Here is a 22,454-nt window from a genome sequence, read left to right as displayed (position 1 = left end):
TCTACACCTCGTAGAACTCATTTCTACGCCTCGTAGAACTTCTCGTCCACGACCCGCAGAGACCATCGGTTGTGAGACGCCGGACAGAGGAGGGACCAATGGCCTCACTTGGTGAGTTGGAGCGCACACTCATGGACCGGCTGTGGGCGGCCGCCGGTCCGGTGAGCGCCACGGAGCTCCAGCGGGAGCTCGCCGACCGCGGGCTCGCGCTGACCACGGTGCACACGGTGCTGAGCCGGCTGGAGCAGAAGGGGTTCGTCGTCCACGACGACCAGCGCCCCCGGCGCTTCGCCCCCCGAGCCACCCGCGAGGCGCACGCGGCCGAGCTCATGCACGAGGTGCTCGGCCAGGCGGGTGACCGGCAGGCGGCGCTCGCCCGGTTCGTCGGCAGCGTCGACGCCGAGGACGCCGCGATGCTGCGCGCCCTGCTCGCCGGCGGGGACGGGGCCGGCTCGGACGCCGCCGGCGCCCGCTGAGCGTGCTCCCGGCGACCGCAGTCGCGCTCGGCGTGCTCGCGGCGCTGCTCGCCTGGCCGGTGCCGGCGGCGCTGGCCCGGGCGCGCTGGCCCCGGCGGGACCCGCTCGCGGCGCTGGTCTGCTGGCAGGCGATCGGGCTGGCCGGCGGCCTGTCGATCATCGGGGCGCTGCTGGTGCACGGGCTCGCCCCCTGGGGGCACTCGCTGCCCGAGGCGTGGTGGCACTGGGTGACCTGGCAGCCCAGCACCGAGCCGGTCCGCGGTGACCACTGGGTCGCCCAGACCCTCGCCGCGGTGCTGGCGGTGGAGCTGCTGGGGGTGCTCGCGCTCTCCGGCGTCCGCACCGCGCGCACCCGGCGGCGGCACCGTGCGCTGCTGGAACTGCTCGTCCGGCCGGGTGGCGTCCCGGCGGAGAGGGCGTCGGCGGGGGAGACGTTGCTGCTCGACCACCCCGCCCCGGTGGCCTTCTGCATCCCCGGCGCCCGCCCGCTGCTGGTGCTCTCCTCCGGGATGGTGGCCGAGCTGGACGGCGCCCAGTTGGACGCCGTCGTCGCGCACGAGCGGGCGCACCTGCGCGAGCACCACCACCTGCTGCTGCTGCCCTTCGTCGCCTGGCGGGCGGCGCTGCCGGTGCTGCCGGCGGCCGACCGGGCGCACGACGGGGTCCGCGACCTGGTGGAGATGCGCGCCGACGACGTCGCCCTGCGGTCGCTGTCCGGGCCGGACCCGCGGCGCACCCTCGCCGTCGCGATCGTGGCCGCCGCCGGAGGAGCGGGGGGTCAGGTGCCCGACGGGGCGCTCGCGGTCACCGGGGGACCGGTCGCGGTCCGGGTGCGGCGGCTGCTCGCCCCCGCGGACCCGCTGCCCGCTCGGGCACGCTGGGCGGCGCTGAGCAGCGCCGTCGCGCTGCTCCTCGTCCCCACTCTGTTGTTGCTGCTCCCGGCCGTGGTGTAGGCACGGAGCGGCTCGGCCCCCGCTCGCCTAGCGTCGAGGGATGGACGCAGCAGTGCTCACCGGGCCCGGCACCCCCACCTTCGCCTCGTTCGACGAGCCGGTCGCCGGCCCGGGGCAGGTGGTCGTGGACGTCCGGGTGGCGGGGGTCAACCCGGTCGACGTCGCCACCGCCGCCGGCGCCTTCGTGACCAAGCCCCCGTTCCCCTCGGTCGCCGGGCGGGAGGGGGTCGGCACGGTCGAGGGACGGCGGGTCTACTTCAACGGCTGCGTGGCGCCGTTCGGCTCGATGGCGCAGCGCACGCTGGTGCCGGCCGACGCGCTGTTCGACGTGCCTGACGGGCTCGACGACGGGCTCGCGGTCGCCCTGGGCATCGCCGGGCTGGCGGCGTGGCTGCCGCTGCAGTGGCGGGCCCGGCTGCAGCCGGGAGAGACGGTGCTGGTGCTGGGGGCCAGTGGGGTGCTGGGCACGATCGCCGTCCAGGCGGCGAAGGTGCTCGGTGCCGGCCGGGTGGTCGCCGTGGCCCGGGACGGGGAGTCGCTGCGGCGGCTGGCCGGCCTGGGCGCCGACGCCACCGTCGAGCTCGCCGGTGACGAGTCCGTCGCCGCGATGACGGAGCGGATCCGGGTGGCGGCCGACGGCGGGGTCGACGTGACCATCGACCCCGTCTGGGGTGAGCCGGCGCTGGCGGCGATGGCCGCTGCCCGGCGGGGGATGCGGCACGTGCAGATCGGCCACTCGGCGGCACCGGCGGTGGAGGTGGCCGCGGGCGGGTTCCGGGAGGCGATGGTCGACCTGCTCGGCTACACCACCCGGCACGTGCCGCCGGACGTCGTCGCCCGGGGCTGGGCCGAGCTGACCGGGCACGCCGCGGACGGGCGGATCGCGGTGGAGGTGGAGCGGGCACCGCTGGCCGACGTGGCCGCGGTCTGGGCGCGGCAGACCTCCTTCGCCCACCGCAAGCTGGTGCTGGAGCCCTGACCCGGCTCGCTCAGCGGCGCTGGTCGCGGAGCTCCTGGCGGACGGCGTCCCGTTCGTCGCGGGCGTGCTCGGCGTCGGCGACGGCCTCGGCCAGGTCGTCCTGCAGTTGCACGATGACCTGGGCCGAGCCGAGCAGGTGGCCGTCGTCCAGCAGCACCCGCACCCGGGCGGCCACCTGGAGCTGGTGCCGGGAGTAGCGGCGGTGGCCGCCGGGGGAGCGGTGCGGGTGCAGCACGCCCGACGAGTCCAGGCTGCGCAGGAACGCCGCCTGGACGCCGAGCAGGTCGGCGGCCTGGCTCATGGTGAGCACCGGGTGGTCGGGGTCGTCCAGGGGCTGCAGCGGGTCGGTGCTCATCGGTCCTCCGGAAGACGACGGGAGGGGCGGGACCGTGGGTCCCGCCCCTCCCGGGTTGCTGTCGATCAGCTGTCGACGGCCGGCTTCTCGCCCTCGATGGTGTGCGCCTCCACCGCGGCCGGGGTGTCTGCCCGGGTCACGGTGATCTTGCGGGCCTTGGCCTTCTCGGCGACCGGGATGCTCACGGTGAGCACGCCGTCGTGGTAGCTCGCCTCGAGCCGGTCGGTGTCCAGGCTGCGGCCCAGCACCAGCTGCCGGGTGTAGCTGCCGAACGGGCGCTCGGCGACCTGCCACTGCGCGTTCTCGATCTGCGGCACCGACCGCTCGGCGCTGATGGTCAGCGTGGTGCCCTCGACCGACAGGTCGATCGAGCCCGGGTCGACGCCGGGCAGGTCGAAGTGGGCCACGAAGTTGTCGCCCACCCGGTAGGCGTCCATCGGCATGCCGGCGAGTGGCCGGGCGGTGGTGGTGCCGGATCGGCCGGTCAGCTGGTCCAGCGCGCGGAAGGCGGCGGACGTCGCGGCGAAGGGGTCGTAGGAAGTCAGCATCATGGCTGCGTACCTCCGGATGTCGTGCTGGTCCGATGTTCTGATGTCGCCGCCTCTGGTGAACCTCCAGCGGCAACTGGAGATTACCTCAGGCGCGTGCCAGAGTAAACGCCTCCGATGGAGAAATGTTCCAGCCGTCGCTGGAAGTTCTCTCCGCGCCGGGCAGGTCGCTCAGTCCGCGCTGCGATCGGGTGGGTCGAAGGTGACGTGCACCGTCTCGAAGCCCTTGGTCCGCTGGGCCTGCGCCATGCCGGTGTAGCTCCGCCGGTCGCCGGGGGTGAGGTCGACGTCGTCGGTGAACGGGGTGAGCAACGCCCGCGGCCAGAGCCGGTTGACCCGCACCACGTTGATCTCCACGCACAGGACGCCGACCACCGCGGCCAGGTACAGGAACGCGAGCAGGCCGAGGACCAGGGCGAAGACGCCGTTCGTGGCGCTCGCCGTGGTCATGACCCGGCTGACGTAGGTGACCCCGAAGGTCTGCAGCAGCTGCCACAGCACCGCGGCGAGGAACGCTCCCGGGAGCACCTGGCGGACCGTCAGGGGGCGGGCGGTGGCCAGTCGGAAGGCGAACACGAAGACGGCGGCGTTGATCAGCACCGACCCGAGCACGGTCAGGACCCGGGACCCCCCGCCCATCGAACCGGCGTGGCCGGCGGAGAAGGTGGCCAGGGCGGTCGTCCCGATCACGGCGAGCCCGGCGGTGGCGACCAGCAGCAGGCTCAGCCCGCGGGCGAGGAACGGGTTGGGCCGGCTGTTGCGCGGCACCGCCCAGGCGGTGTTCATCGCGTACTGGATCGCCTGGGCGACGCCGAGGGCGCCGTAGAGGGAGCCGAGGATGCCGACGATCACCCCGAGGACGCCGCCGCTGAGGCCCCGCGGCTCACCGAGTTGTTCGCCGACCACCGGGAACTGGCTCACCGCCGAGTCGAGCAGCTGCTGCTGCAGTTCGGGGTTGTCGACGAGGACGTTGCTCAGGATCGTCGAGAACAGCAGCAGCAGTGGGAACAGTGAGACGAAGGCGTAGTAGGTGATCAGCGCGGAGAGGTACGGACCGGAGTCGTCCACGTACTTGTAGACGACGGCGATCGGGAACCCAGCCGCACGGCGCCGGCGCTGCAGCCGGTCGAGCTTCTCGACAACGGACACCGCGGCAGTGCATCACGACCCCCGGGTGGTCGCACCACGTGGAGCTGAGGACGGCAGTCCCGGTCGTCGCCCCTCGGCCGTGGTGGGGCGCGTGGCTCAGTGTGCGACGGCGTGGCCTCGCTGGGCGAGCCAGGCGGTGGCCAGGTCGCGTGCCCGCCGCACCGGGTCGCCGGCGTGCAGCTCGGGGGTGGTCCACTCCCGAGCCGAGCGGGCCAGTGCGCCGTCGTAGCAGAGCAGCAGGGTGGCGGTGGCCTCCTCCGGGTCGGCCAGACCGGCGGCGACGGCGAGCTCCCGCAGTCGGTCGGTCAGCAACCGGGAGTCGGCCCGCAGCCACGGCTGGCCCGGGTGGTCCGGCGGCAGTTCGGTGGCCGCCGCCAGGAACCCGCAGCCGCGACGACTGCCCTCCCGCTCCCGGTACCGGTCCAGGGCGTCGAAGAGCGACAGCAAGCGGTCGACCGGCTCGGTGCGTTCGGCGAGCACCTCGTCCCAGGTCTGTCGCCACACCTCGAACCGCTGCTCCAGGTAGGCCGCCACCAGCCCGTCCTTGCCGGCGAAGTGCGCGTACATCGTCGCCGGGGCCACCTGTGCGCGAGCCAGGACCGCATCCACCCCGGTCGCGGCGATGCCGGACTCGTAGAACAGCTCGCCGGCGGCGGCGAGCAGCCGCTCTCGAGCCGACCGGGTCGCGGCGCGCGGTGTCATGGGCCTATCGTAACGATCGTTATGATGAAACGATCGTTACAGTCGCCCGTGCCCCTCCGACCGGCTGCCCTGGTGGTGCCCGGGCTGGCGGTCATCGCGGTCACCTACGGGTTGGCCCGCTTCGGCTTCGGCCTCTACCTGCCGCAGTTCCGCGCGGCGTTCGGGCTCTCCCCGGGCACCGCCGGCGCCATTGCCGCGGCGAGCTACGTCGCCTACTGCCTCGCCGCCCTCGTCGCCCAGCGGCTGGCCGGGCGGGGGCGCGCGCGGTGGGCGCTGTGGCTGGCCGGGAGCACGGCGGCGCTCGGGTCGCTGCTGGTGGCTGCCGCCTGGTCGGTCCCGGTGCTGGCGGTCGGCGCGCTCGTCGCGGGCAGCGGTGCGGGGGCGGCCAGCCCGGCACTGGTCGCTGCCGTGGCGGCGACCGTGCGGCCGGACGCCGAACCGCGGGCGCAGGCCCTGGTCAACAGCGGTACCGGCGCCGGGGTCGTCGCCGGTGGACTCCTCGTGCTCGCCGTGCCCGATGCCTGGCGCCCGGCTTGGGCGGGGTTCGCGGTGGCGGCCGTGCTGGTCACCGTGTGGGCCGACCGGGCCAGCCACTGGCCCACCGCGCCGGAGACCCGGCCCGACGCGCCGCTGCGGGACCTCGTCCGGCCGTTGGTCGCCGCCGTCCTTGCGGGTGCGGGGTGTTCCGCCGTCTGGACGTTCGGGCGGGATCTGATGACCGGGGCCGGCGCACTGCCCGACGACACGACCGGTCTGCTGTGGTGCGTGCTGGGTGGTGCCGGCCTCATCGGCGGGCTGAGCGGCGACCTGGTGCTGCGGATCGGTCTGCGCGGTGCCTGGCTGTGCTCGACCGGGACAGCGGCTGCGGCCACCCTGCTGCTCGCCGCCCTGCCCGGTGCGCCGGCCGCCGTGGCGGTCGCACTGGCCGGCTTCGGCACCGCCTACGTCGCGCTGAGCGGGGTGCTCATCGTCTGGGGTGGGCGCCGGCTCCCCGCCGCGGCACCGAGGGCAGCGGCGGTGCTGTTCATCGGCCTCACCCTGGGCCAGGCGGCCGGCGCCCTGGCGCTCGGCGTGATCGCGGACGCGACCAGCAGTCGGATCGCGTTCGTGGTGGCTGCGGCCCTGGTCCTCGCGGCGGCGCCGGCCGCTGAACCGGCGGCGCTCAGGCCGGCAGCTGTGTCGGGAGGTCCACGCCGGTGAGCTCGGCGGAGGCGGCCCACAGGCGGCCGGCCAGCACCGGGTCCGAGGCGGCGGGGCTGCGGCCGGCGAGCGTCGGCGCGCCGCGCATGGTGGTGCCGTCCGGTCCGGCGAAGCCCGCACCGGGCAGGTCGGCGACGGCGGCGAACAGCGTGGGCAGCGCACCCTGCTGGGCACTGGTGGCCAGGGCCCGGTTGGCCACCGCCATCGCGGCGTCCTTCACCCGGTTGCCCGTGCGGCCCTGCAGGTTGGTGGCCGCCCAGCCCGGGTGGGCCGCCAGCGCACGCACCGTCGAGCCGGCCGCGGTGAGCCGACGCTGCAGCTCCAGGGTGAACAGCAGGTTGGCCAGCTTGGACTGCGCGTAGGCGCCGGTGGCCGAGTAGGTCCGGCGTTCCCAGTTCAGGTCGTCGAGCACGATCTCCCCGGACCGGTGCAGCATCGAGGAGACGGTGACCACCCGGTCGGTCACGTGCGGCAGCAGCAGCATGGTCAGCGCGGCGTGCCCGAGGTGGTTCGTGCCGAACTGGAGCTCGAAGCCGTCGGCGGTGCGCCCGGCCGGCACCTGCATGATCCCGGCGTTGTTGACCAGGACGTCGAGGTCGCCGGTCCACGCCTCGGCGAACTCGCGCACCGACGCCAGGTCGGCCAGGTCGAGCCGGCGCACCTCCACCTCGCCCGGCAGGTCGGCCGCCGCCTCGGTGCCGCGGGTGGTGTCCCGCACGGCCAGCACCACCCGGGCCCCGGCCACGGCCAGAGCGCGTGCGGTCTCCAGCCCCAGGCCGCTGTTCGCGCCGGTCACGACGACGGTGCGGCCGGTCTGCGCGGGGATGTCGGCGGTGCTCCAGGAGGCCATGCCCCGACTGTAGGCAGCGACTCCCCGGCCGGCAGGGCGCCGGCTGGGGGCAGGCGGACGCCGAGGGCGCCGCCGGCCGGACGCGACGACGCCGTCCGCGGCGTCAAGCCGGGGATCGGCCGACCGGCCACCTAGCCTGTCCGGGTGTCGGCCCACTCCCACGTCCACGGACCCGAGGGCGAGGTCCGCCCCCCCGACCCCGCCGCGGTCGCCCGTCGCCGCACCGCCGTCCGGCTGATGCTGCTGGTGCTGGTGCCGGTCGGCATCGCCACGCTGGTCGGCCTGGTGGCGCTGTGGCCCAGCAGCGAGCAGACCGCGGCGCAGCGGGCGGCGGAGTCGTTCCAGCCGCCGGGGACGACGTATCCGGAGGCGACCATCGTCTCGCTGGAGACCTACGAGTGCGCCGCGGCGACCGGCAGCGCCCCCGCGCAGGTGTGTGCCCAGGCGGTCCTGGTCGTCGCCGAGGGCGACAGCTCCGGCGAGTACGTGCAGGTCGAGCTCTCCTCGGAGGTCGTGGCCGAGGGCATCGAGGTGGGCGACGAGCTGGTGCTCAACCGGGACCCCGGCATCGAGACCGGGGAGGTCTCGTACCAGTTCCAGGACTTCCCGCGCAGCACCCCGATCATCACCCTGGCGCTGGCGTTCACGCTGGTGGTGGGGGCCGTGGCCCGGTTGCGCGGGCTGCTCGCCCTGCTCGGTTTGGGGTTCGCGTTCTTCATCCTGCTGCAGTTCATGCTGCCCGGACTGCTGGCCGGCTCCTCGCCGATCTGGATCAGCCTGGTCGGCTCCTCGGCGATCATGTACGTCGTCCTGTACCTGGCCCACGGCTTCAACGCCCGGACGACGACGGCGCTGCTGGGCACCCTGTTCGGGCTCGCGCTGAGCGCCGTGCTCGGGACGATCGCCGTCGCCGCCGCGCACCTCACCGGCCTGGCCAACGAGGAGGCCGTGCAGCTGCTCCAGTTCGACCCGACCCTGGACTTCTCCGGCCTGGTGCTGGCCGCCCTCGTCGTCGCCGGGCTGGGCATCCTCAACGACGTCACCATCACCCAGGCGTCGGCGGTCTGGCAGCTGCACGAGGTCTCGCCGGAGATGAGCTGGGTGCAGCTGTTCCAGCGCGGCATGGCGATCGGACGCGACCACATCGCCTCGACGATCTACACGATCGTCTTCGCCTACGCCGGCGCCGCGTTGCCGCTGCTGCTCCTCTTCGACATCTACGAACGCCCGTTCTGGACGACGCTGACCGGCTCGGTGGTCGGTGAGGAGGTCGTCCGGACGCTGGTCGGCGGGATCGCCCTCGTGCTCGCCGTGCCGGTGACCACGCTGATCGGGGCCCTGGTGGCGGCGGCCGCGACGTCGGCGACACCCGCGGCGGCGGCGCTGCCGGACGACCGCACCGAAGGTGCCACCCGATGACCCCCGCGGGAACCGGGGGCGGGATGCTCCTGCGGTGACTGCCGACCTGCTGGCCGCCGCGGCCGCCGCACCCGGGTTCATGCCATCGGACGAGGGCCGGGCGCTCTACGCCGCGGCGCGGGCGGTCCAGGTGCCCGGGCCGCTGCTGGAGATCGGCAGCTGGCAGGGCAAGTCGGCGCTGTACCTGGCCGCCGCCGCCCGCGAGACCGGCCGGCAGGTGGTCACCGTCGACCACCACCGCGGGTCGGAGGAGCACCAGCCCGGCTGGGAGTACCACGACCCGTCGCTGGTCGACCCGCTCGTCGGCCGGATCGACACCCTCCCCGGCTTCCGGCGCACCATCGCCGCCGCCGGCGCCGAGGACGTCGTGGTCGCCGTCGTCACCCGGTCGGAGGTGCTGGCACCGCTGTGGTCGACCCCGCTGGCGCTGCTGTTCCTCGACGGCAGCCACACCGAGGAGTCCGCGCGCCGCGACCAGGACGCCTGGGTGTCCAAGCTCGCCGTGGGCGGCACGCTCGCCGTGCACGACGTCTTCCCCGACCCGGCCGACGGCGGGCAGGCCCCGTTCGGGGTCTACCAGCGGGTGCTGGGGTCGGGGGAGTTCACCGAGCTGCCCGGCACCGGCTCGCTGCGGCTGCTGCGGCGCACGGCGTCCTGACGGAGCGGGGCGCACGCCTTCCTGACGGAGCGGGGGTGCTGGACCATGACGGGATGACGGTGATCGACGACCTGACCCGCACCCGGGCCGAGACGCTGGCGCAGATCGACGCGCTGACCCGGGAGTTCGACGAGGTCGTGGCCGCGTCCCGGTCGTCCAACGCCGACGACGAGCACGACCCGGAGGGCGCGACCATCGCCTTCGAGCGTCAGCAGGTCGCGGCGCTGCTGGACCAGGCGCGCAGCCGGCTGGCCGACGTCGACGCGGCGCTGGTCCGCGCCGCAGCGGGGGAGCACGGCCGGTGCGCCCAGTGCGGCCGGCCGATCGCCCCGGAGCGGCTGGCTGCCCGTCCGCACGCGCGCACCTGCATCTCCTGCGCCCGCTGAACCAGCGCCCGGACGGCGATCAGGGCAGTGCGCCGACCTCCGCCAGTTCGTCGAGCACCTCGGGGAACTCGGCGAAGGCGTCCTGGACGTCCTCCGGCGTGGCGATCGACCAGGCGTTCGCGCGCAGGTACTCCCGCAGCGCCGCGTCGAACGTCTCGGCGCCCACCTGGGCCCGGGCGTCCACCAGGGTCGTCCCGCCGACGATGTACACCGTGTCGTAGTAGGCGGAGCTGGGCCGCCGGAACTGCTCCCAGTACTGGATCGGCTCACCCACGCCGTGCCGGCGGGACCCGGGCAGGTCGGCCATGCTGGCCGAGCCCTCGCCGTGCACGACCATCTGCGCGAAGGTGGCGAACGACTCGTCCAGCCAGGGGTGCACGCCCTGGTTGTTGCCGACCAGGCCGTAGAACCACATGTGCGCCAGCTCGTGGGTCACCAGGGCCCGGCGGAAGTCCGGGTCCACGTCGCCGAACTGGACCGCGCCGGGGAACTCGATGCCGCTGGTCTGGCTGGACAGCACCGAGACCCAGAGGTCGTCGTAGGGGAAGGGGCCCAGCAGCTCGACGAGGGCTGCCATCGACTCCTCGAGCTGGGCCAGCCACTCTGCCGTGGTCGCCTCCGCCACGCCCTCGTCCAGGCCCACGTGGACCCGGACGCCGCCGATCTCGGCCGACTGCACGTCCAGCTCCCCGACGGTGACCGCGACGTCCCGCACCGAGGGGGCGGTGAACTCGTGCACCGTGGTGTCGCCGGGCCCGTCGGAGGTGCCGACCGCCTCGCCGGTGCCGAGCACCTCGTACCGGGAGTCCGCGACCACCTCCAGCGAGGCCAGCTCGAAGTCCTCGCTCACCGCCATCTCCCCGGCGACGGCGACGCCCGGGCTGCGGTCCCATCCCCGCCCGCGCTCCCAGGCGAGCAGCGGGAATGCGGTGGCGAACCAGGCGGCGTCGACGTCGGTGGAGGTGCCGACCCGCTCGTTGACGTCGGGCCCGAGCTCCACCTCGAACTCGATGTCGACGGTGATCTCGTCGCCGGCGTCCGCGCACTCGGCCAGCGGCACCTCCAGCAGGGTGCCGGCGGGCGCGCTCTCGGGAGCCCCGGCCGGCACGTCGCGCGCCTCGGCCGGCTCGCCGTCGACCCGCACCTCGGACACGGTCAGCCCGCTGCCCGCCCGCGCGGTGGCCGGCTTGTTGGGCCAGGAGCGGAAGACCAGCACGCAGGTGTTCAGGTCGGGGGTGAAGACCACCCGCTCCTCACCGGCGACCGTCTCCAGGTCCTCGGCGACGTCGAAGCGCAGGTCGACCACCGGCCGGTCGGCCCACGGCTCGGCCCAGCCCTCGGCCTCCGGGGCGTCGGTGGGTGGGGGCTCGGGATCGGGGGAGCCGCCCGTCGTGCAGCCGGCGAGGAGCACGGCTCCGGCGAGCGCAGCGGCCGCGGCCCGTCGACGACCCGCGTGCATCACTGCCCCTTCGAGACGGACGACGGGTCCTCCCGTCGCCGTCCATCGTCCCGGTTGTGCGCAACGGGTGCCAACCCGCTGTTCTCGGCCGTCGGTGGCTTCGCGCACACCGACGGCCGAGGCGGGCGTGACGCATGTGACGAATGAGCCAACTGTGGACTGAGCGTGACCTTACGGATGCACAAAGTGCGTGTAACGATCAGTTCCGTAATCACCGCACCCCGTCCGCACCCCGTGTGGCGGACGCTCGAAAGGGTCTCTTCTTGTCCAGACGTCACACCCGGAGCGGCCGTGGCAGCCGCTTCCTGTCCGCCCTCACCACCCGCCGGGGGCGGCGGGCACGTGCCGGCGTGGCCGCCGCCTTCCTGTGCGTGAGCGCCATGTTCGGAGCCACCAACGTCGCGGACTCCACGCCCGCCGCCTCGCCGGCGAGCAGCGAGCAGCCGCAGGCGGAGACCGCGGTCCAGCTCGACGCGGTCCGGGCCGAAAAGGCCCCCCGGCACGCCGACCGGGCCCGTCAGCGCACCCAGGCGCCGGCTCCCACGACGGCCGCCCCGGCCCCAGCCCAGGCTCCGGCCCCGGCCCCCGCCCCCGTCGCCAGCACCCCGGCCCCGGCCCCGGCCCCCGCTCCGGCCCCGGCCCCCGCTCCGGCTCCGGCCCCCGCTCCGGCTCCGGCACCCGCTCCGGCCCCGGCCCCGGCCGCCGACACCCCGGCGCGCACGGCGCCCACGGCACCCCTGACCAACCGGACGACGTCCTTCAGCGCCGCGGGGTACACCGCGGACTACCGGGTCTTCGCCGAGGGCATCGACCCGGCGAAGCCGATCGGCCTGCTGGTGTACGCCGACGGCACCGGCGAGTACGGCGTCGAGAACCCGACCCAGTCCTACGCCATCGGCGGGTCGAAGGGGCTGGCCGCGGTGGCCCGGGAGCGCAACATGGTGCTCGTGGCGCCGTTCAGCCCGAACCGCTCCTGTCAGTGCTGGGAGCGTGGGGACGCCGCCGGGTACGCGACGTACCTGGCGGCGCTGATCGCCGACGCGAAGGCCCAGTACGGCGCGGGTGAGCTCTGGTTCGCCGGCTACTCCTCGGGCGCGCAGGCGGCGACCCGCTTCGTCTTCCCCGCCCACCCGGCGCTCTGGTCCGGCGGCGGTGGGGTCATCGCCATCGGCGGCGGTGGCGCGCCGGCGGCGCGGGCCAGCATCCCTGCCGACGTCAAGGGCAAGGTCGCCCTGCGCTGGGACACCGGTGCCCAGGACACCGGCGCCGGCGGTGGGTTCAACGCACTCTCCGGGCCCTACGGCGCGCAGGCCGGGCAGCAGTGGTACTCGGCTCAGGGCCTCAACACCCGGCTCGTCGCCCCGGCCGGGGTGGGCCACAACCGGTCCGGGCAGTTCGGCACGATCGTGGCCGGCTTCCTCGACGAGGGCTGAGCCGACCGCAGGACCCGCCAGCACCGCAGGCCGCCGTGGGGAGCGCGAGCTCCGCACGGCGGCCTGCGGTGTTCAGCGGGTCGGGGTGACCTGACCGATCCGCATCACCCGGTCGACGAGGTCCTGGGTGAGGTCGGCCCGCAGGTCCGCGGGCACGGGCAGCCCGACGTCGGTGAACCAGTCCGGGGTCGCCTCGGGGTGCGGCCCGACGACGCCGACCGCGCCGGCGCCGAAGGGGGCGACCACGGCCGCGGGCAGCCCGTTCTCGTAGGTGGCCAGCACCTCGGCCGGCCCGCGGGTCGGGTCGAGGTCGAACCAGGCGCCGTCCTGGAAGAACACCTGGCGGCGGCGACCGTCCCAGACCACCGTGGCCACCGCGTCGTCGGTGTGGGTCGGCCACGCGCCGGGGGAGGAGACGAACTGGTCGGCGTCCCCGGGCAGGAGCCCGAAGCCGGGGGTCTCCCCGGCGAGGTAGCCGCCCAGGCAGAAACCGAGGTAGCGGCCGCCACCCGCGACGTACTCCTGGACCGCCGGGGCCTGCTTGCGGAGCTTGCGCCACGCCTTCTTCAGTTCACCGCCGCCGGGCTGGGCGTAGAGCACGGCGGAGGCGAGCACCGCCGGTTCCAGGGCCAGCCGCTCCTTGGGCCCGACGAAGCGGACGTCGAGGTCCCACCGGCTCCGCGCCAGCGCCTCGGCCACCGCCTCCGGACACCCGTCCGTGGCGGCCGGGCCCCGGTAGACCAGCGCCAGCCGCCGGTCACCGCCACGCCCGAACACGCTCAGCTGCCGGCCGTCGTGGCCGGTGCCCGGTGCGCTCCCGGTGAGCCCAGCACCTTCCGTCGCACGGCGTCGGTCGCCCGCCAGACGAGCTCCTCCAGCGGCCCGCGCAGGTGGCTCCGGTTCCAGACCAGGGCGAAGGTCAGCAGCAGGACGACCTGGACGACGAGGTTCAGCACGCCACGGGGGATCGGTGCGGCCACCAGCAGCAGGTGGACGCTGTAGAGCGTCAGCGTCATGCTGCCGCCGGCGGCCAGCGGGCGCAGCAGCGGCTGCAGGCCCCGGCCGAGCAGCAGGCACCCACCCAGCACGGCCAGCGCCACCCCGATCGTGAAGGCGAGGTCCAGCGGGCTGCCGCTGTGCGGCGCCGTGGCCACCAGCCACCACGGGCTGTTCGTCGGCGTCGTCCCCGAGGGCCCCCAGGTCAGGGTCTCCTGGTAGAGCTCGAAGTCCATGGTCTGCACGGCATCCGCGCGGAGGAGGTCACCCCGCCCGCCGACGGTCAGCAGCAGCATCGACAGCAGGCTGGAGGCCAGGGCGAGCGCCAGGCCGAGCAGCGTGATCTGGCTGACGACGCGCCGCGAGGCGAGCACCGCCCGGCCGACGGCCATCCCGGCCAGCAGGTAGGCGATCCAGACCAGGGCGGGGAACACCCCGGTCAGGGTCAGCTGGAGCAGCAGGCCCAGCGGGTCGGTGACCAGGTCGGTCAGCGTCGGGTTGGCCACGGCGACCGGGGTCAGCTCGAGGCGCAGCCCATAGCTGACCAGCGGCATGACGAGCGCTGCGAGCGCCGCCGCCACCACCAGCCCGCGGGTCGACAGCCGCAGGAACGGGATGGCCAGGGCGAAGAGCACCCCGTAGTAGGCCAGGATCACCGCGGCGTCGCCGGTGCCGACGACGTACCCGAGCGCGAGGCCGATCGCCGCGATGATCACGGCCCGGGTCAGCAGGGACAGCGCGCCGGCCCGCCAGGCCAGACCGCGTGGCGGACGGCGCCGACCGGTGGAGAAGGCGATGCCGACGCCGGCGAGCAGGGCGAACAGCGCCGAGGCCTTGCCGTTGGAGAGCAGCCACGCCAACGACACGTCGCCGTCGTCGGTGGCCGCGGGGATCAGGTGCACCGACATCATGCCCACGAGGGCGATGCCGCGAGCGGCATCGATCCCGATCAGACGTGCTCGGGGGCGCGGGGTCGCCGGAGCGCCCTCGGCCGGGGTGCCGGCGACGTCACCGGCCGGTGCCGGTGCGCAGCTGTGCGGCAGCGCCGCCACGGTGGCACCGGGTTCCGGGGGCAGTGGGGCCACGATGTTCTGGTGCTCGCTGGTCTGGGGCACGGTCACGCCTCCCGGCTGTTCGACGCGGTGCTGAGCTGCCGGCTCTCGGTGGTCGGGTTGTCGACCGCCGGGTCGAGGGCAGTGGTGTCGAGCGCCGGGTCGTCCCGGACCGGCAGCGTGCTGGCCGGGGCGCGGCCCACCTTCTGGGCCGGGATGCCGCTCCACGCGGTGCCGGCCGGCAGCACCTCGCCCTTCATGACCAGGGAGAGGTCGGCGATGGTGGCGTCCTCCTCCACCGTGGAGCCGTAGAGGACGACGGACTTGTCCCCGACGCTGGCCCGGTCCCGGATGATGACGTGGTCCATCTTCATCACGCGGTCCTCGAAGAGGTGGGTCTGCAGCGAGGCGTTGGTGCCCACGGAGACGTCGTCGCCCAGGGTCACCAGGTCGAACTCGGTGAGGTAGGTGGTGTCGATCAGCGTCCGCCGGCCGATCTTCGCCCCGTAGAGCCGCAGCAGCGGGCCGAGCAGCGGTGTACCGGTCAGCCAGGTCAGCAGCGCCGGGACGGCGGCCGCCTCGTAGATGCCGGTGACGAACTCGGTCCGGCGCACGAAGCCGCTCCACAGCGGCTCCACCCGCGTCTTGTACCGGCCGACGAGGACCCACTTGAGCAGTGCGACCCCCACCACGACGGCGAGGCTGGAGAGCAGCGCGATCAGCGGCGCCACCACCACGGTGACGAGCACGCCCTGGTTCGCCGCGAGCACCGAGGCGCCGTACAGCGTGCCGAACATGGCCAGGGCCAGGATCGAGCTGGGCAGCACGATGCGCAGGAACTCGATGGCGTAGCGGGCACGCACCCGGCGGCGGCTGGGCGTGAAGGTCTCCGCCTCGGTGTAGTTCTCGTACATCTCCCGGCGCGGCAGGTTGATCGGCGGGGAGCCGAGCCACGAGCTGTCCGCCGGCACGCCTCCGGTCGGCGGCACGCTCCGGACACCGATCAGCGAGCCGTCACCCAGGTGCGAACCCGAGGGGATGTAGGCGGCGTTCCCGACGAAGGCGCGGGCGCCGACCTCGGTGACCTGGAAGGCCACGTGCCCGTTGGCGTAGGTGGCGCTGCCGACGCTGGCCATGTCCGCCACGAAGCTGCCCTCGCCCAGGGTGAGCAGGTCGGGGTCGATGTTCGCGATGGTGGAGACCTCGGCGCCGCGGCCGACCTTGGTGCCCATCGCACGCAGCCAGATGGAGGTGTACAGCGTCGCGTACATGCTGTTGTTGAGCATCAAGCTCATCTCGAGGAGCTTGTCGCCCAGCCACTTCTCCAGCCCCAGCTTGGAGCGCAGGTGGTGCACGCCCGGCGGCGTCTCCGTGAGGGCCAGCCGGCGGCAGCCCAGGATGAGCGCACACGAGGCGGCCACGAAGACCGGGCCGGAGAGCGCCGTGGCCAGGAGGCCAGCGCCCAGCCCGAAGGTCAGCAGCACCCACCAGACGAGCGCGACCACGGGGAGCAGCACGAAGAAGGGCAGCAGCTCCAGGAGGGTGATGCCCGCGGCGAAACCGGTCCGGAGCTGACGCGTCCAGGTGGTGGGCGCGGCGGTGCAGCCGGTCATCAACCCGAGCACCGGGTCGGCGGGCTCGGTCGAGGCCCGCGCCGGTGAACCGGCCCAGGTCGCGCCGGCGGGGACGATCTCACCGGCGGGCAGCAGCGACTGCTCACGCAGGACCCCGCCGTCCTCGACCGCCGAGCCGGCCTCCAGCAGCGACTGCGAGCCGAGGGTCGCGCGGGCACCCACGGAGACGACGCCGAGGGAGAGGACGCCGTCGGCGACCCGGTGGCCGTGCAGCTGGGTGCCGTAGCCGATGGTCGCGCCCGGGCCGATGTCCAGCATCGCCGGGAGGCTGATCTCCGACGTCCCGATGTGGCAGTCGTCGTCGATCCGTGCGCCGGCCAGCCGCAGGTAGGTGGCCGCCCACGGGGATCCGCTCAGGACCGTCAGCGGGGAGATCACCATGAGCTTCTGCACGGTCCAGACCCGCAGGTGGGTCCAGCTCCACAGCGGGTGGTCACCGGGCTGCAGCCCCCGGGACAGCAGCCGTGAGCCGACGACCGGGAGCACCCAGCGGACGAGGAGGAAGAACGCAGGCAGGGCGAAGGCCAGCTGGACGACCAGCGCAGCCGAGGGCTCCCCGTCGTTCAGCGCGTAGACCAGCGCGGCAGGGAACAGGAACAGCAGGACGATGCCGTAGAAGGTGGCGAACTGGGCCGACCCGAAGGCGGCGACCCGGCGGCGGGAGGACTGCACCGGGCGGCGCAGGTGCGGCTCCGCGGCTGCCTCACCGGACCGGGCGTCGTCCTCCAGGTGTGCGGCGAGGGAGCGAACCGTCGGGTGCCGGTAGAGCTCGAGGATGGACAACCCGGCGCCCAGGTCGCTGGAGCGCATCGTGGAGATGATCCGCGCCGCCAGGAGCGAGTGACCACCGAGCGCGTCGAAGAAGTTGGCCTCGACCGACACGGACCCGCCCGGCAGGCCGAACGCCTCTTCCCAGATCCCGGCCACCCAGGCCTCGGTGGGGGAGTCCGGGGCCACGTACGCCCCGGTGTCCCGCATCAGGCGCGGGCCCTGTGGCTCGGGCAGCGCCTTCCGGTCGGCCTTGCCGCTCGGCAGCATCGGGATGGTGGAGACGACGTCGAGGAAGGCCGGGACCATGTAGGGCGGCAGCTGCTCCAGGAGCAGGTCGTGCAGCTCGGCGACGAGGTCTGCGGTGTCGTCCCCGGGGCGGGGGATCACGTAGGCGGCGAGCTCGCCGCCGCTCTCCGGCGCCGGCAGCAGCGTGACGACCGCGGCCGTGACCCGGTCGTGCTGCAGGAGCATGCCCTCGATCTCCTGGAGGTCGACGCGGTGGCCGCGGACCTTCACCTCGCTGTCCGCGCGGCCGAGGTACTCCAGCTCACCGTCGGGGAGGAAGCGCCCCAGGTCACCGGTGCGGTACAGCCGCTCACCGGGGAAGCCGTGCGGGTCGGGCAGGAAGCGGTCGGCCGTCAGGTCGGGCCGGTTGACGTACCCGAGTGCCACCCCGGGGCCACCGACGCAGATCTCGCCGATCTCGCCGTTGCCCACCGGCCGGCGCTCGTCGTCCAGCAGGGTGACGCGGTAGGTCGGCAGCGGCCGTCCGATCGTCACCGGCTTGCCGGGGTAGAGCTCGGCCATCGTGCAGGTGACGGTGGTCTCCGTCGGGCCGTAGGTGTTGAGGATGCGACGACCGGGGCCCCAACGGTCGACGAGCTCCCGCGGGCAGGCCTCGCCGCCGACGTTCACCGTGCGGATCAGGGGGAGGGTGCGGTCCAGCGTGGCCAGCACGGTGGGGACGCAGTAGATCATCGTGATCTCCTGCTCGGCCAGGAAGTCGGCCAGCCCCGAGCCGACCCGGCGTCCGTCCGTGGGGCCGGCGACGAGGGTCGCGCCCACGGCCCAGGTCGGCCAGATCTCCTCGATGGAGAAGTCGAAGGCGATCGTCATGCCCTGGTAGACCCGGTCGGTCGGCTCGACGCCGTACAGGACCGGCACGATGCCGATGAAGTTGCAGATGCTCGACTGGGCGATCTCGACGCCCTTGGGGCGGCCACTGGAGCCCGAGGTGTAGATGATGTAGCAGACCGGGTCGCCGCCGGTCTCCAGGTCAGGGCGCCAGCTCGGGGCGGCCGCGAGGTCGCCGCCCAGCTCGTCCAGGAAGAGCGGCGGGCAGGGGAGCCCGCTGCAGGTCGCGGCGAACGAGGTGGTGGTGACCACCAGCGCGAGATCGGAGTCCTCGGCCTGGAACTGCACCCGGTCTGCCGGGGCCGCCGGGTCGATCGGGACGAAGGTCGCTTCCGTCTTCGTCACCGCGAGCAGGGCGACGTAGGTGTTCACCGAGCGGTCCAGCAGGATCCCGACCCGGGCCCCGGACCGGATGCCGAGCCCCAGCAGGTGGTGCGCCAGGCGGTTGGCCCGCTGGTCGAGGTCGGCGTAGCTCAGTCGCTCGCCGTCGCACTCCAGCGCCGTCGCCGAGGGGTGCTCGTCGCACGTCCGCTCGAAGAACTGGGACAGCCGGGTGGTGTCCTGCTGCGCTCGAGGCGGGACACCCGCGACGTTCTGGGAGAAGGAGAAGCGTCGGGTCGCGGAGTCGACCCCCGGGTCCCTGGGGGTGGTGAAGCCCGGGATGAAGTCCTGGCTCTCGCTCTCCGTCGACATGAACTCGCTCTCACAGTTGACAATCAGGAATTGCGACCGACGCTAAGGAGAAACACGGGGTCATGCCACCCGTTCTGGGTGAACTCACAGTTCTTTGTTCAACTTTCACGCACTGTGTTCGAATGGGTGCTCTCCGTCGAGGAATTTCCAAACACAGAGACGCGAACAAATTCCCATTGCGGTCAACCGACTCCGGTGAGTGAGGGGTCGTGCTGGCGGCCCTGGCAAGGAGATCGGAGGGCTGGGATGGTGCGCACGGGCCTGCGTCGAGCGCCGTTGGTCGTGGTGGCCAGCCCGGACGAGGTCCTCGCCGGCGCCGACGTCGGCCTGCTCGGCGCTGCCGAACGGGCGCGCAGCGCCGCGCTGGAGGACCCCGCGGACCGGGCCGCCTACGTCGCCGCGCACCTGCTCGTGCGCCGGTGCGCTGCGGCGCTGACCGGACGGCCCCTCATCGACCTGGCGGTGCACCAGTGGTGCACCGACTGCAGGACGGCGGGGCACGGGCGCCCGACCCTCGTGGACCTCCCCGACGTGCACGTCAGCTGGTCCCACAGCCGGGGTGCGGTGGTCGCCGCCGCCGCCTGGCGCCCGGTGGGCGTGGACGTCGAGGAGTTCCCGGCGGAGGGTCAGGCAGCCGGACGGTTCCCCGGGCTGGCCCCCGCCGAGCAGCAACAGGTGCGGTCGGCGGTGGACCCGCCGCTGCTCGCCCTCCGGCACTGGGCGCGCAAGGAGTGCCTGGTGAAGACCGGGACGACGACGCTGGCCGGGATGGGGCGGGTCGACCTGTCCCGGCTGACCGAGCGCCGCGACCGGGCTGGGCGGGCGGTGAGCCGGTACCGCGGGCTGTACCTCACCGACTGGTGCGACCCGGCGCGGCGGGTCCTGGTCGCGGTCGCCGGTGGGAGCGCACCGGTCGTCCGTGCGCTGCCCGACCTGGCCGCCGCTGGCGCGCAACCGGGCGCTGAGTGAACGGCGACACAATTCTTCTGCCATTGTGCTCACCATCTGTGAGCGGTCCCTGACGCAATTGCGTGGCCAACCCGCGTGTCGGCAGAATGGTCTGTTCCCCGGTGCGGCGCACCTCATCGGCGAACATGCTCGCCACGAGGTGCGCGATCTGTTCGGCCACCCCCGCGCCCGGGCCGCGCCAGAGCCGTCGCCCCACCGAGGACGTCCGGCCGTCTATCCAGAGGAAGTGTGTGTGCGCACGCGAATCGCGTTGTTGGTCCTCCTGATCGCCGGGCTGCTGCCCGCAGGGACGGCGATGGCAGCGCAGCCGGTCGCGCTCGACGCACCGATCACCGACGAGGCCGGCGTGCTGGGGGCGGACGCCGCGGCGGCCGAGGACGCCGTGGCCGAACTGGTCTCCCAGACCGGGATCGAACTGTCCGTCGTCTTCGTCCCCTCCTTCGACGGCGAGGAGGACGACGCCGACTGGGCCGAGCTGACCGCGACGGAGTCCGAGCTCGGCGACGAGGAGGTGCTGCTGGCCGTCGCGACCGACGAGGCCGAGTACGAGTGGTGGGTCGGGGACGCGTCGACGTTGCAGCCGGACGCCGTCGAGGCCCTGATGAGCGAGGACGTCGAGCCCGCGATCGTCGAGGGTGACTGGTCCGGCGCGGTGGTGGCGCTGGCCGACGGGCTGCAGTCCACCGACGTCGTCGACCCGGCCATGCCGTCGTGGTCGTCGGCGAGGACGGCCGTGGTCGTGGTCGTCCTCGTCGGCGTGCTGGCCGCCTTCTACCTCGTCTCCCGGCGCGGCTCCCCGGAGGACCAGCAGCCCGAGGCCGCACCGGCCCGGCAGAGCTGAACGGCCGGGGCGCCGCTCAGCTCACGTAGCGGCGGGCGGTGGAGCTGCGCTGGGCGTGCTCCAGGGCGGCGAACCGCGCCTCCGCGTGCGGGGGGAGGACCCGTCGCTCGCGCAGCACCCAGGGCAGCCCACGGACGGCGGCGAGCAGCCCCCGGGCGGTCACCCGGTCGCGCGGGACGGTGCGCAGCAGGTGCACGGTGCGGCGCAGCGCGGGCCGGAACGGCCGGCGCAGCCACGTCGTCCACAGCGTGTTGCGGATGCCGTCCTGCCTGCGCTGGTGCGGGTCGCGGGCGGTGCTGGCCTGGTGGTGGATGGCGATCGTCGGCAGGTAGCAGAGCTCCCAGTCCGCCGCGGCCAGGTCACCGGCCATGAGCTCCTCCTCCCCGCCCAGCCACAGCCGTTCGGAGAAGCCGCCGACCTCGGTGAACGCCTCCCGTCGCAGCACGCTGGCACCGGCCAGGAAGCTGCCCAGCGCGGGCCCGGGCAGCCAGTCGGCGCCGACGACCGGGGAGTCGCGCAGCTCGGCGACGATCGGGTCCTCGACGCCGCCGGGCTCGACCAGGATCCGGGCGGTGACGACGGCCAGCCGGGGGTGGGCCTCGAGCGCGTCGGCGGCGGCGCGCAGCGAACCCGGGTCCCACCAGGTGTCGTCATCGCAGAAGGCGACGTAGGGGGTGTCCAGCCGGGCCACGCCCAGGTTGCGGCCGACCGCGCCCAGGTTCTCCGGGCTGGCGATCAGCTCGACCCAGGGGTGTCGGGTGCGGACCGCCTCGGCGGTGCCGTCGGTCGAGCCGTTGTCGACGACGACCACCTGCGGCTGCTCGGGCAGCTCCCGCAGCCGGGACAGCGCCAGCAGCAGCTCGTCCCGGCGGTCGTGGGTGATCACGACGACGGCGACGCGTGGGTCGGGGCCGCCGGCTGCGGCCGCAGCTCCGCTCGTCATGCCCCCAGCTCCCGGACCCCGGCCATCACGTGCCGGGGGAGCACCCGCCGGTTCCGCAGGGCGGCGGGGACCCGGGGGACCGCCCCGGCGAGTCCCCGCCAGCCCGGGCGTCCGGCGCGCACCACCCGGACCAGCTGGCCGGCGACGTCGCGGAGCGGGTAGCGCATGAGGGCGGTGAGGACCCGGCTGCGCCAGATGCCCGCCTGCCGGGCGCTGCTGGCCTCCCGGTGGGTGGAGGGGTGGTGGTGCACGGTGACCTCGTCGACGTAGGCCAGCCCCCAGCCGGCCGCGGCCAGGTCCAGCGCCAGCCGCTCCTCCTCGCCGGGGAAGCGCACGACCCGGTCGAAGCCGCCGACGGCGGTGAACGCCTCGGTGCGCACCAGTGCGGCGCAGGCGACGAACCCGAGCAGCGACGGGCCCGGCAGGTCGGGCTCGGTGCCCAGCGGGCTGTCGGCCATCTCGGTGCAGACGGGGTCGAGCTCCTCGGCGGAGCCCACCAGGATCCGGGCGGCCAGCAGCCCCAGCCGCGGGTGCGCGCGCATGATCTCGACCCCGCGCGCCAGGTCGCCCGGCGCCCACCAGGAGTCGTCGTCGGTGAAGGCCACGAACGGCGTGCCCGCGCGGGCGACGCCGAGGGTGCGGGCGACGGCGCCGGTGTTGCGCTCCAGGGGCACGACGGTGACCTCCGGGTGCGCGGCCCGGACCGCGGCCACCGTGTCGTCGGTGGAGGCGTTGTCGACCAGCACCACCGGCGCCTCGTGCCGGGGGAGGCTGGCCAGCAGGTCGTCGCGGCGGTTGCGGCTGGCGACCACGCAGGTCACCGCGGAGGCGCTGCTGCTGAGGTCTGTGTGCAC

General features: G+C 74.2%; 21 protein-coding genes. 10 read left to right on the top strand and 11 right to left on the bottom strand.

Going from position 1 to position 22,454, the window contains the following annotated elements:
• Positions 1–116 precede the first annotated feature (116 nt).
• Genes O2W16_RS20870 through O2W16_RS20860 form a run of 3 tightly spaced genes read left to right on the top strand, consistent with a single transcriptional unit; the run spans position 117 to position 2,408 of the window.
• On the top strand, positions 117–476 hold the full coding sequence (locus tag O2W16_RS20870) for a BlaI/MecI/CopY family transcriptional regulator (RefSeq protein ID WP_269160761.1): 360 nt from the start codon (positions 117–119) through the stop codon (positions 474–476).
• Positions 477–478: 2 nt separating this feature from the next.
• Positions 479–1,429 carry a M56 family metallopeptidase gene (locus tag O2W16_RS20865; protein ID WP_269160760.1) on the top strand — a complete coding sequence of 317 codons (951 nt, stop codon included), beginning with the start codon at positions 479–481 and terminating at the stop codon, positions 1,427–1,429.
• A 40-nt stretch (positions 1,430–1,469) separates the two neighbouring features.
• Positions 1,470–2,408 carry a quinone oxidoreductase family protein gene (locus tag O2W16_RS20860; protein ID WP_269160759.1) on the top strand — a complete coding sequence of 313 codons (939 nt, stop codon included), beginning with the start codon at positions 1,470–1,472 and terminating at the stop codon, positions 2,406–2,408.
• Positions 2,409–2,418: 10 nt separating this feature from the next.
• Here the strand turns inward: O2W16_RS20860 and O2W16_RS20855 are convergent, their stop codons facing one another.
• From O2W16_RS20855 to O2W16_RS20840, 4 genes are all read right to left on the bottom strand, one after another.
• Positions 2,419–2,763: a helix-turn-helix domain-containing protein gene (locus tag O2W16_RS20855; protein WP_269160758.1), complete on the bottom strand. Its 345-nt coding sequence runs from the start codon at positions 2,761–2,763 to the stop codon at positions 2,419–2,421.
• Positions 2,764–2,828: 65 nt separating this feature from the next.
• Positions 2,829–3,314, bottom strand: coding sequence for an Hsp20/alpha crystallin family protein (locus O2W16_RS20850; protein WP_269160757.1), 486 nt, complete (start codon positions 3,312–3,314; stop codon positions 2,829–2,831).
• A gap of 168 nt (positions 3,315–3,482) precedes the next feature.
• Positions 3,483–4,460: a YihY/virulence factor BrkB family protein gene (locus tag O2W16_RS20845; RefSeq protein ID WP_269160756.1), complete on the bottom strand. Its 978-nt coding sequence runs from the start codon at positions 4,458–4,460 to the stop codon at positions 3,483–3,485.
• Between the two features lie 96 nt (positions 4,461–4,556).
• On the bottom strand, positions 4,557–5,162 hold the full coding sequence (locus O2W16_RS20840) for a TetR/AcrR family transcriptional regulator (protein ID WP_269160755.1): 606 nt from the start codon (positions 5,160–5,162) through the stop codon (positions 4,557–4,559).
• Between the two features lie 48 nt (positions 5,163–5,210).
• Between O2W16_RS20840 and O2W16_RS20835 the strand changes: the two genes are divergently transcribed.
• Positions 5,211–6,362 carry an MFS transporter gene (locus O2W16_RS20835; protein WP_269160754.1) on the top strand — a complete coding sequence of 384 codons (1,152 nt, stop codon included), beginning with the start codon at positions 5,211–5,213 and terminating at the stop codon, positions 6,360–6,362.
• On the opposite strand, the gene O2W16_RS20830 is transcribed toward O2W16_RS20835, so the two are convergent.
• The gene (locus O2W16_RS20830; protein WP_269160753.1) at positions 6,325–7,212 is read right to left on the bottom strand and encodes an oxidoreductase; all 888 of its coding nucleotides are present in this window, start codon (positions 7,210–7,212) and stop codon (positions 6,325–6,327) included. The two genes, O2W16_RS20835 and O2W16_RS20830, sit on opposite strands and share 38 nt — an antisense overlap.
• Positions 7,213–7,356: 144 nt before the next feature.
• Between O2W16_RS20830 and O2W16_RS20825 the strand changes: the two genes are divergently transcribed.
• From O2W16_RS20825 to O2W16_RS20815, 3 genes are read left to right on the top strand one after another with little or no spacing between them, the layout of a single operon-like run.
• Positions 7,357–8,631, top strand: coding sequence for a YibE/F family protein (locus O2W16_RS20825; protein WP_269160752.1), 1,275 nt, complete (start codon positions 7,357–7,359; stop codon positions 8,629–8,631).
• Positions 8,632–8,665: 34 nt separating this feature from the next.
• On the top strand, positions 8,666–9,289 hold the full coding sequence (locus O2W16_RS20820) for a class I SAM-dependent methyltransferase (protein ID WP_269160751.1): 624 nt from the start codon (positions 8,666–8,668) through the stop codon (positions 9,287–9,289).
• 53 nt (positions 9,290–9,342) lie between these two features.
• Positions 9,343–9,675, top strand: coding sequence for a TraR/DksA family transcriptional regulator (locus O2W16_RS20815; protein ID WP_269160750.1), 333 nt, complete (start codon positions 9,343–9,345; stop codon positions 9,673–9,675).
• A 19-nt stretch (positions 9,676–9,694) separates the two neighbouring features.
• On the opposite strand, the gene O2W16_RS20810 is transcribed toward O2W16_RS20815, so the two are convergent.
• On the bottom strand, positions 9,695–11,134 hold the full coding sequence (locus tag O2W16_RS20810; protein ID WP_269160749.1) for a M1 family aminopeptidase: 1,440 nt from the start codon (positions 11,132–11,134) through the stop codon (positions 9,695–9,697).
• 350 nt (positions 11,135–11,484) lie between these two features.
• On the opposite strand from O2W16_RS20810, the gene O2W16_RS20805 reads away from it, so the two are divergent.
• Entirely contained in the window at positions 11,485–12,567 is a 1,083-nt protein-coding gene (locus O2W16_RS20805) for a hypothetical protein (protein WP_269160748.1), read from the top strand.
• Between the two features lie 72 nt (positions 12,568–12,639).
• Here the strand turns inward: O2W16_RS20805 and O2W16_RS20800 are convergent, their stop codons facing one another.
• The 3 genes from O2W16_RS20800 to O2W16_RS20790 are packed head-to-tail and all read right to left on the bottom strand — an operon-like array spanning position 12,640 to position 18,847.
• On the bottom strand, positions 12,640–13,344 hold the full coding sequence (locus tag O2W16_RS20800; RefSeq protein ID WP_269160747.1) for a BPL-N domain-containing protein: 705 nt from the start codon (positions 13,342–13,344) through the stop codon (positions 12,640–12,642).
• Between the two features lie 2 nt (positions 13,345–13,346).
• A complete protein-coding gene (locus O2W16_RS20795; protein WP_269160746.1) occupies positions 13,347–14,684 on the bottom strand; it encodes a heparan-alpha-glucosaminide N-acetyltransferase domain-containing protein in 1,338 nt (445 codons plus the stop codon).
• Positions 14,681–18,847: a Pls/PosA family non-ribosomal peptide synthetase gene (locus tag O2W16_RS20790; protein ID WP_269160745.1), complete on the bottom strand. Its 4,167-nt coding sequence runs from the start codon at positions 18,845–18,847 to the stop codon at positions 14,681–14,683. Before O2W16_RS20790 ends, O2W16_RS20795 begins: the two co-directional genes overlap by 4 nt.
• 246 nt (positions 18,848–19,093) lie before the next feature.
• Between O2W16_RS20790 and O2W16_RS20785 the strand changes: the two genes are divergently transcribed.
• Both O2W16_RS20785 and O2W16_RS20780 read left to right on the top strand, forming a co-directional pair.
• Entirely contained in the window at positions 19,094–19,816 is a 723-nt protein-coding gene (locus O2W16_RS20785; RefSeq protein WP_269160744.1) for a 4'-phosphopantetheinyl transferase family protein, read from the top strand.
• Positions 19,817–20,048: 232 nt separating this feature from the next.
• Complete coding sequence (locus tag O2W16_RS20780) at positions 20,049–20,657, top strand: TPM domain-containing protein (RefSeq protein WP_269160743.1); 609 nt, start codon at positions 20,049–20,051, stop codon at positions 20,655–20,657.
• A gap of 16 nt (positions 20,658–20,673) precedes the next feature.
• On the opposite strand, the gene O2W16_RS20775 is transcribed toward O2W16_RS20780, so the two are convergent.
• Together O2W16_RS20775 and O2W16_RS20770 are read right to left on the bottom strand one after the other, a co-directional pair.
• Complete coding sequence (locus O2W16_RS20775; protein WP_269160742.1) at positions 20,674–21,600, bottom strand: glycosyltransferase family 2 protein; 927 nt, start codon at positions 21,598–21,600, stop codon at positions 20,674–20,676.
• Positions 21,597–22,454: a glycosyltransferase family 2 protein gene (locus O2W16_RS20770; RefSeq protein ID WP_269160741.1), complete on the bottom strand. Its 858-nt coding sequence runs from the start codon at positions 22,452–22,454 to the stop codon at positions 21,597–21,599. Before O2W16_RS20770 ends, O2W16_RS20775 begins: the two co-directional genes overlap by 4 nt.

The organism is Modestobacter sp. VKM Ac-2984 (assembly GCF_026967985.1).
Taxonomy (GTDB): domain Bacteria; phylum Actinomycetota; class Actinomycetes; order Mycobacteriales; family Geodermatophilaceae; genus Modestobacter.
Note: the sequence above shows the minus strand (reverse complement) of the source record. Positions and strands in the feature narration are given on the sequence as shown.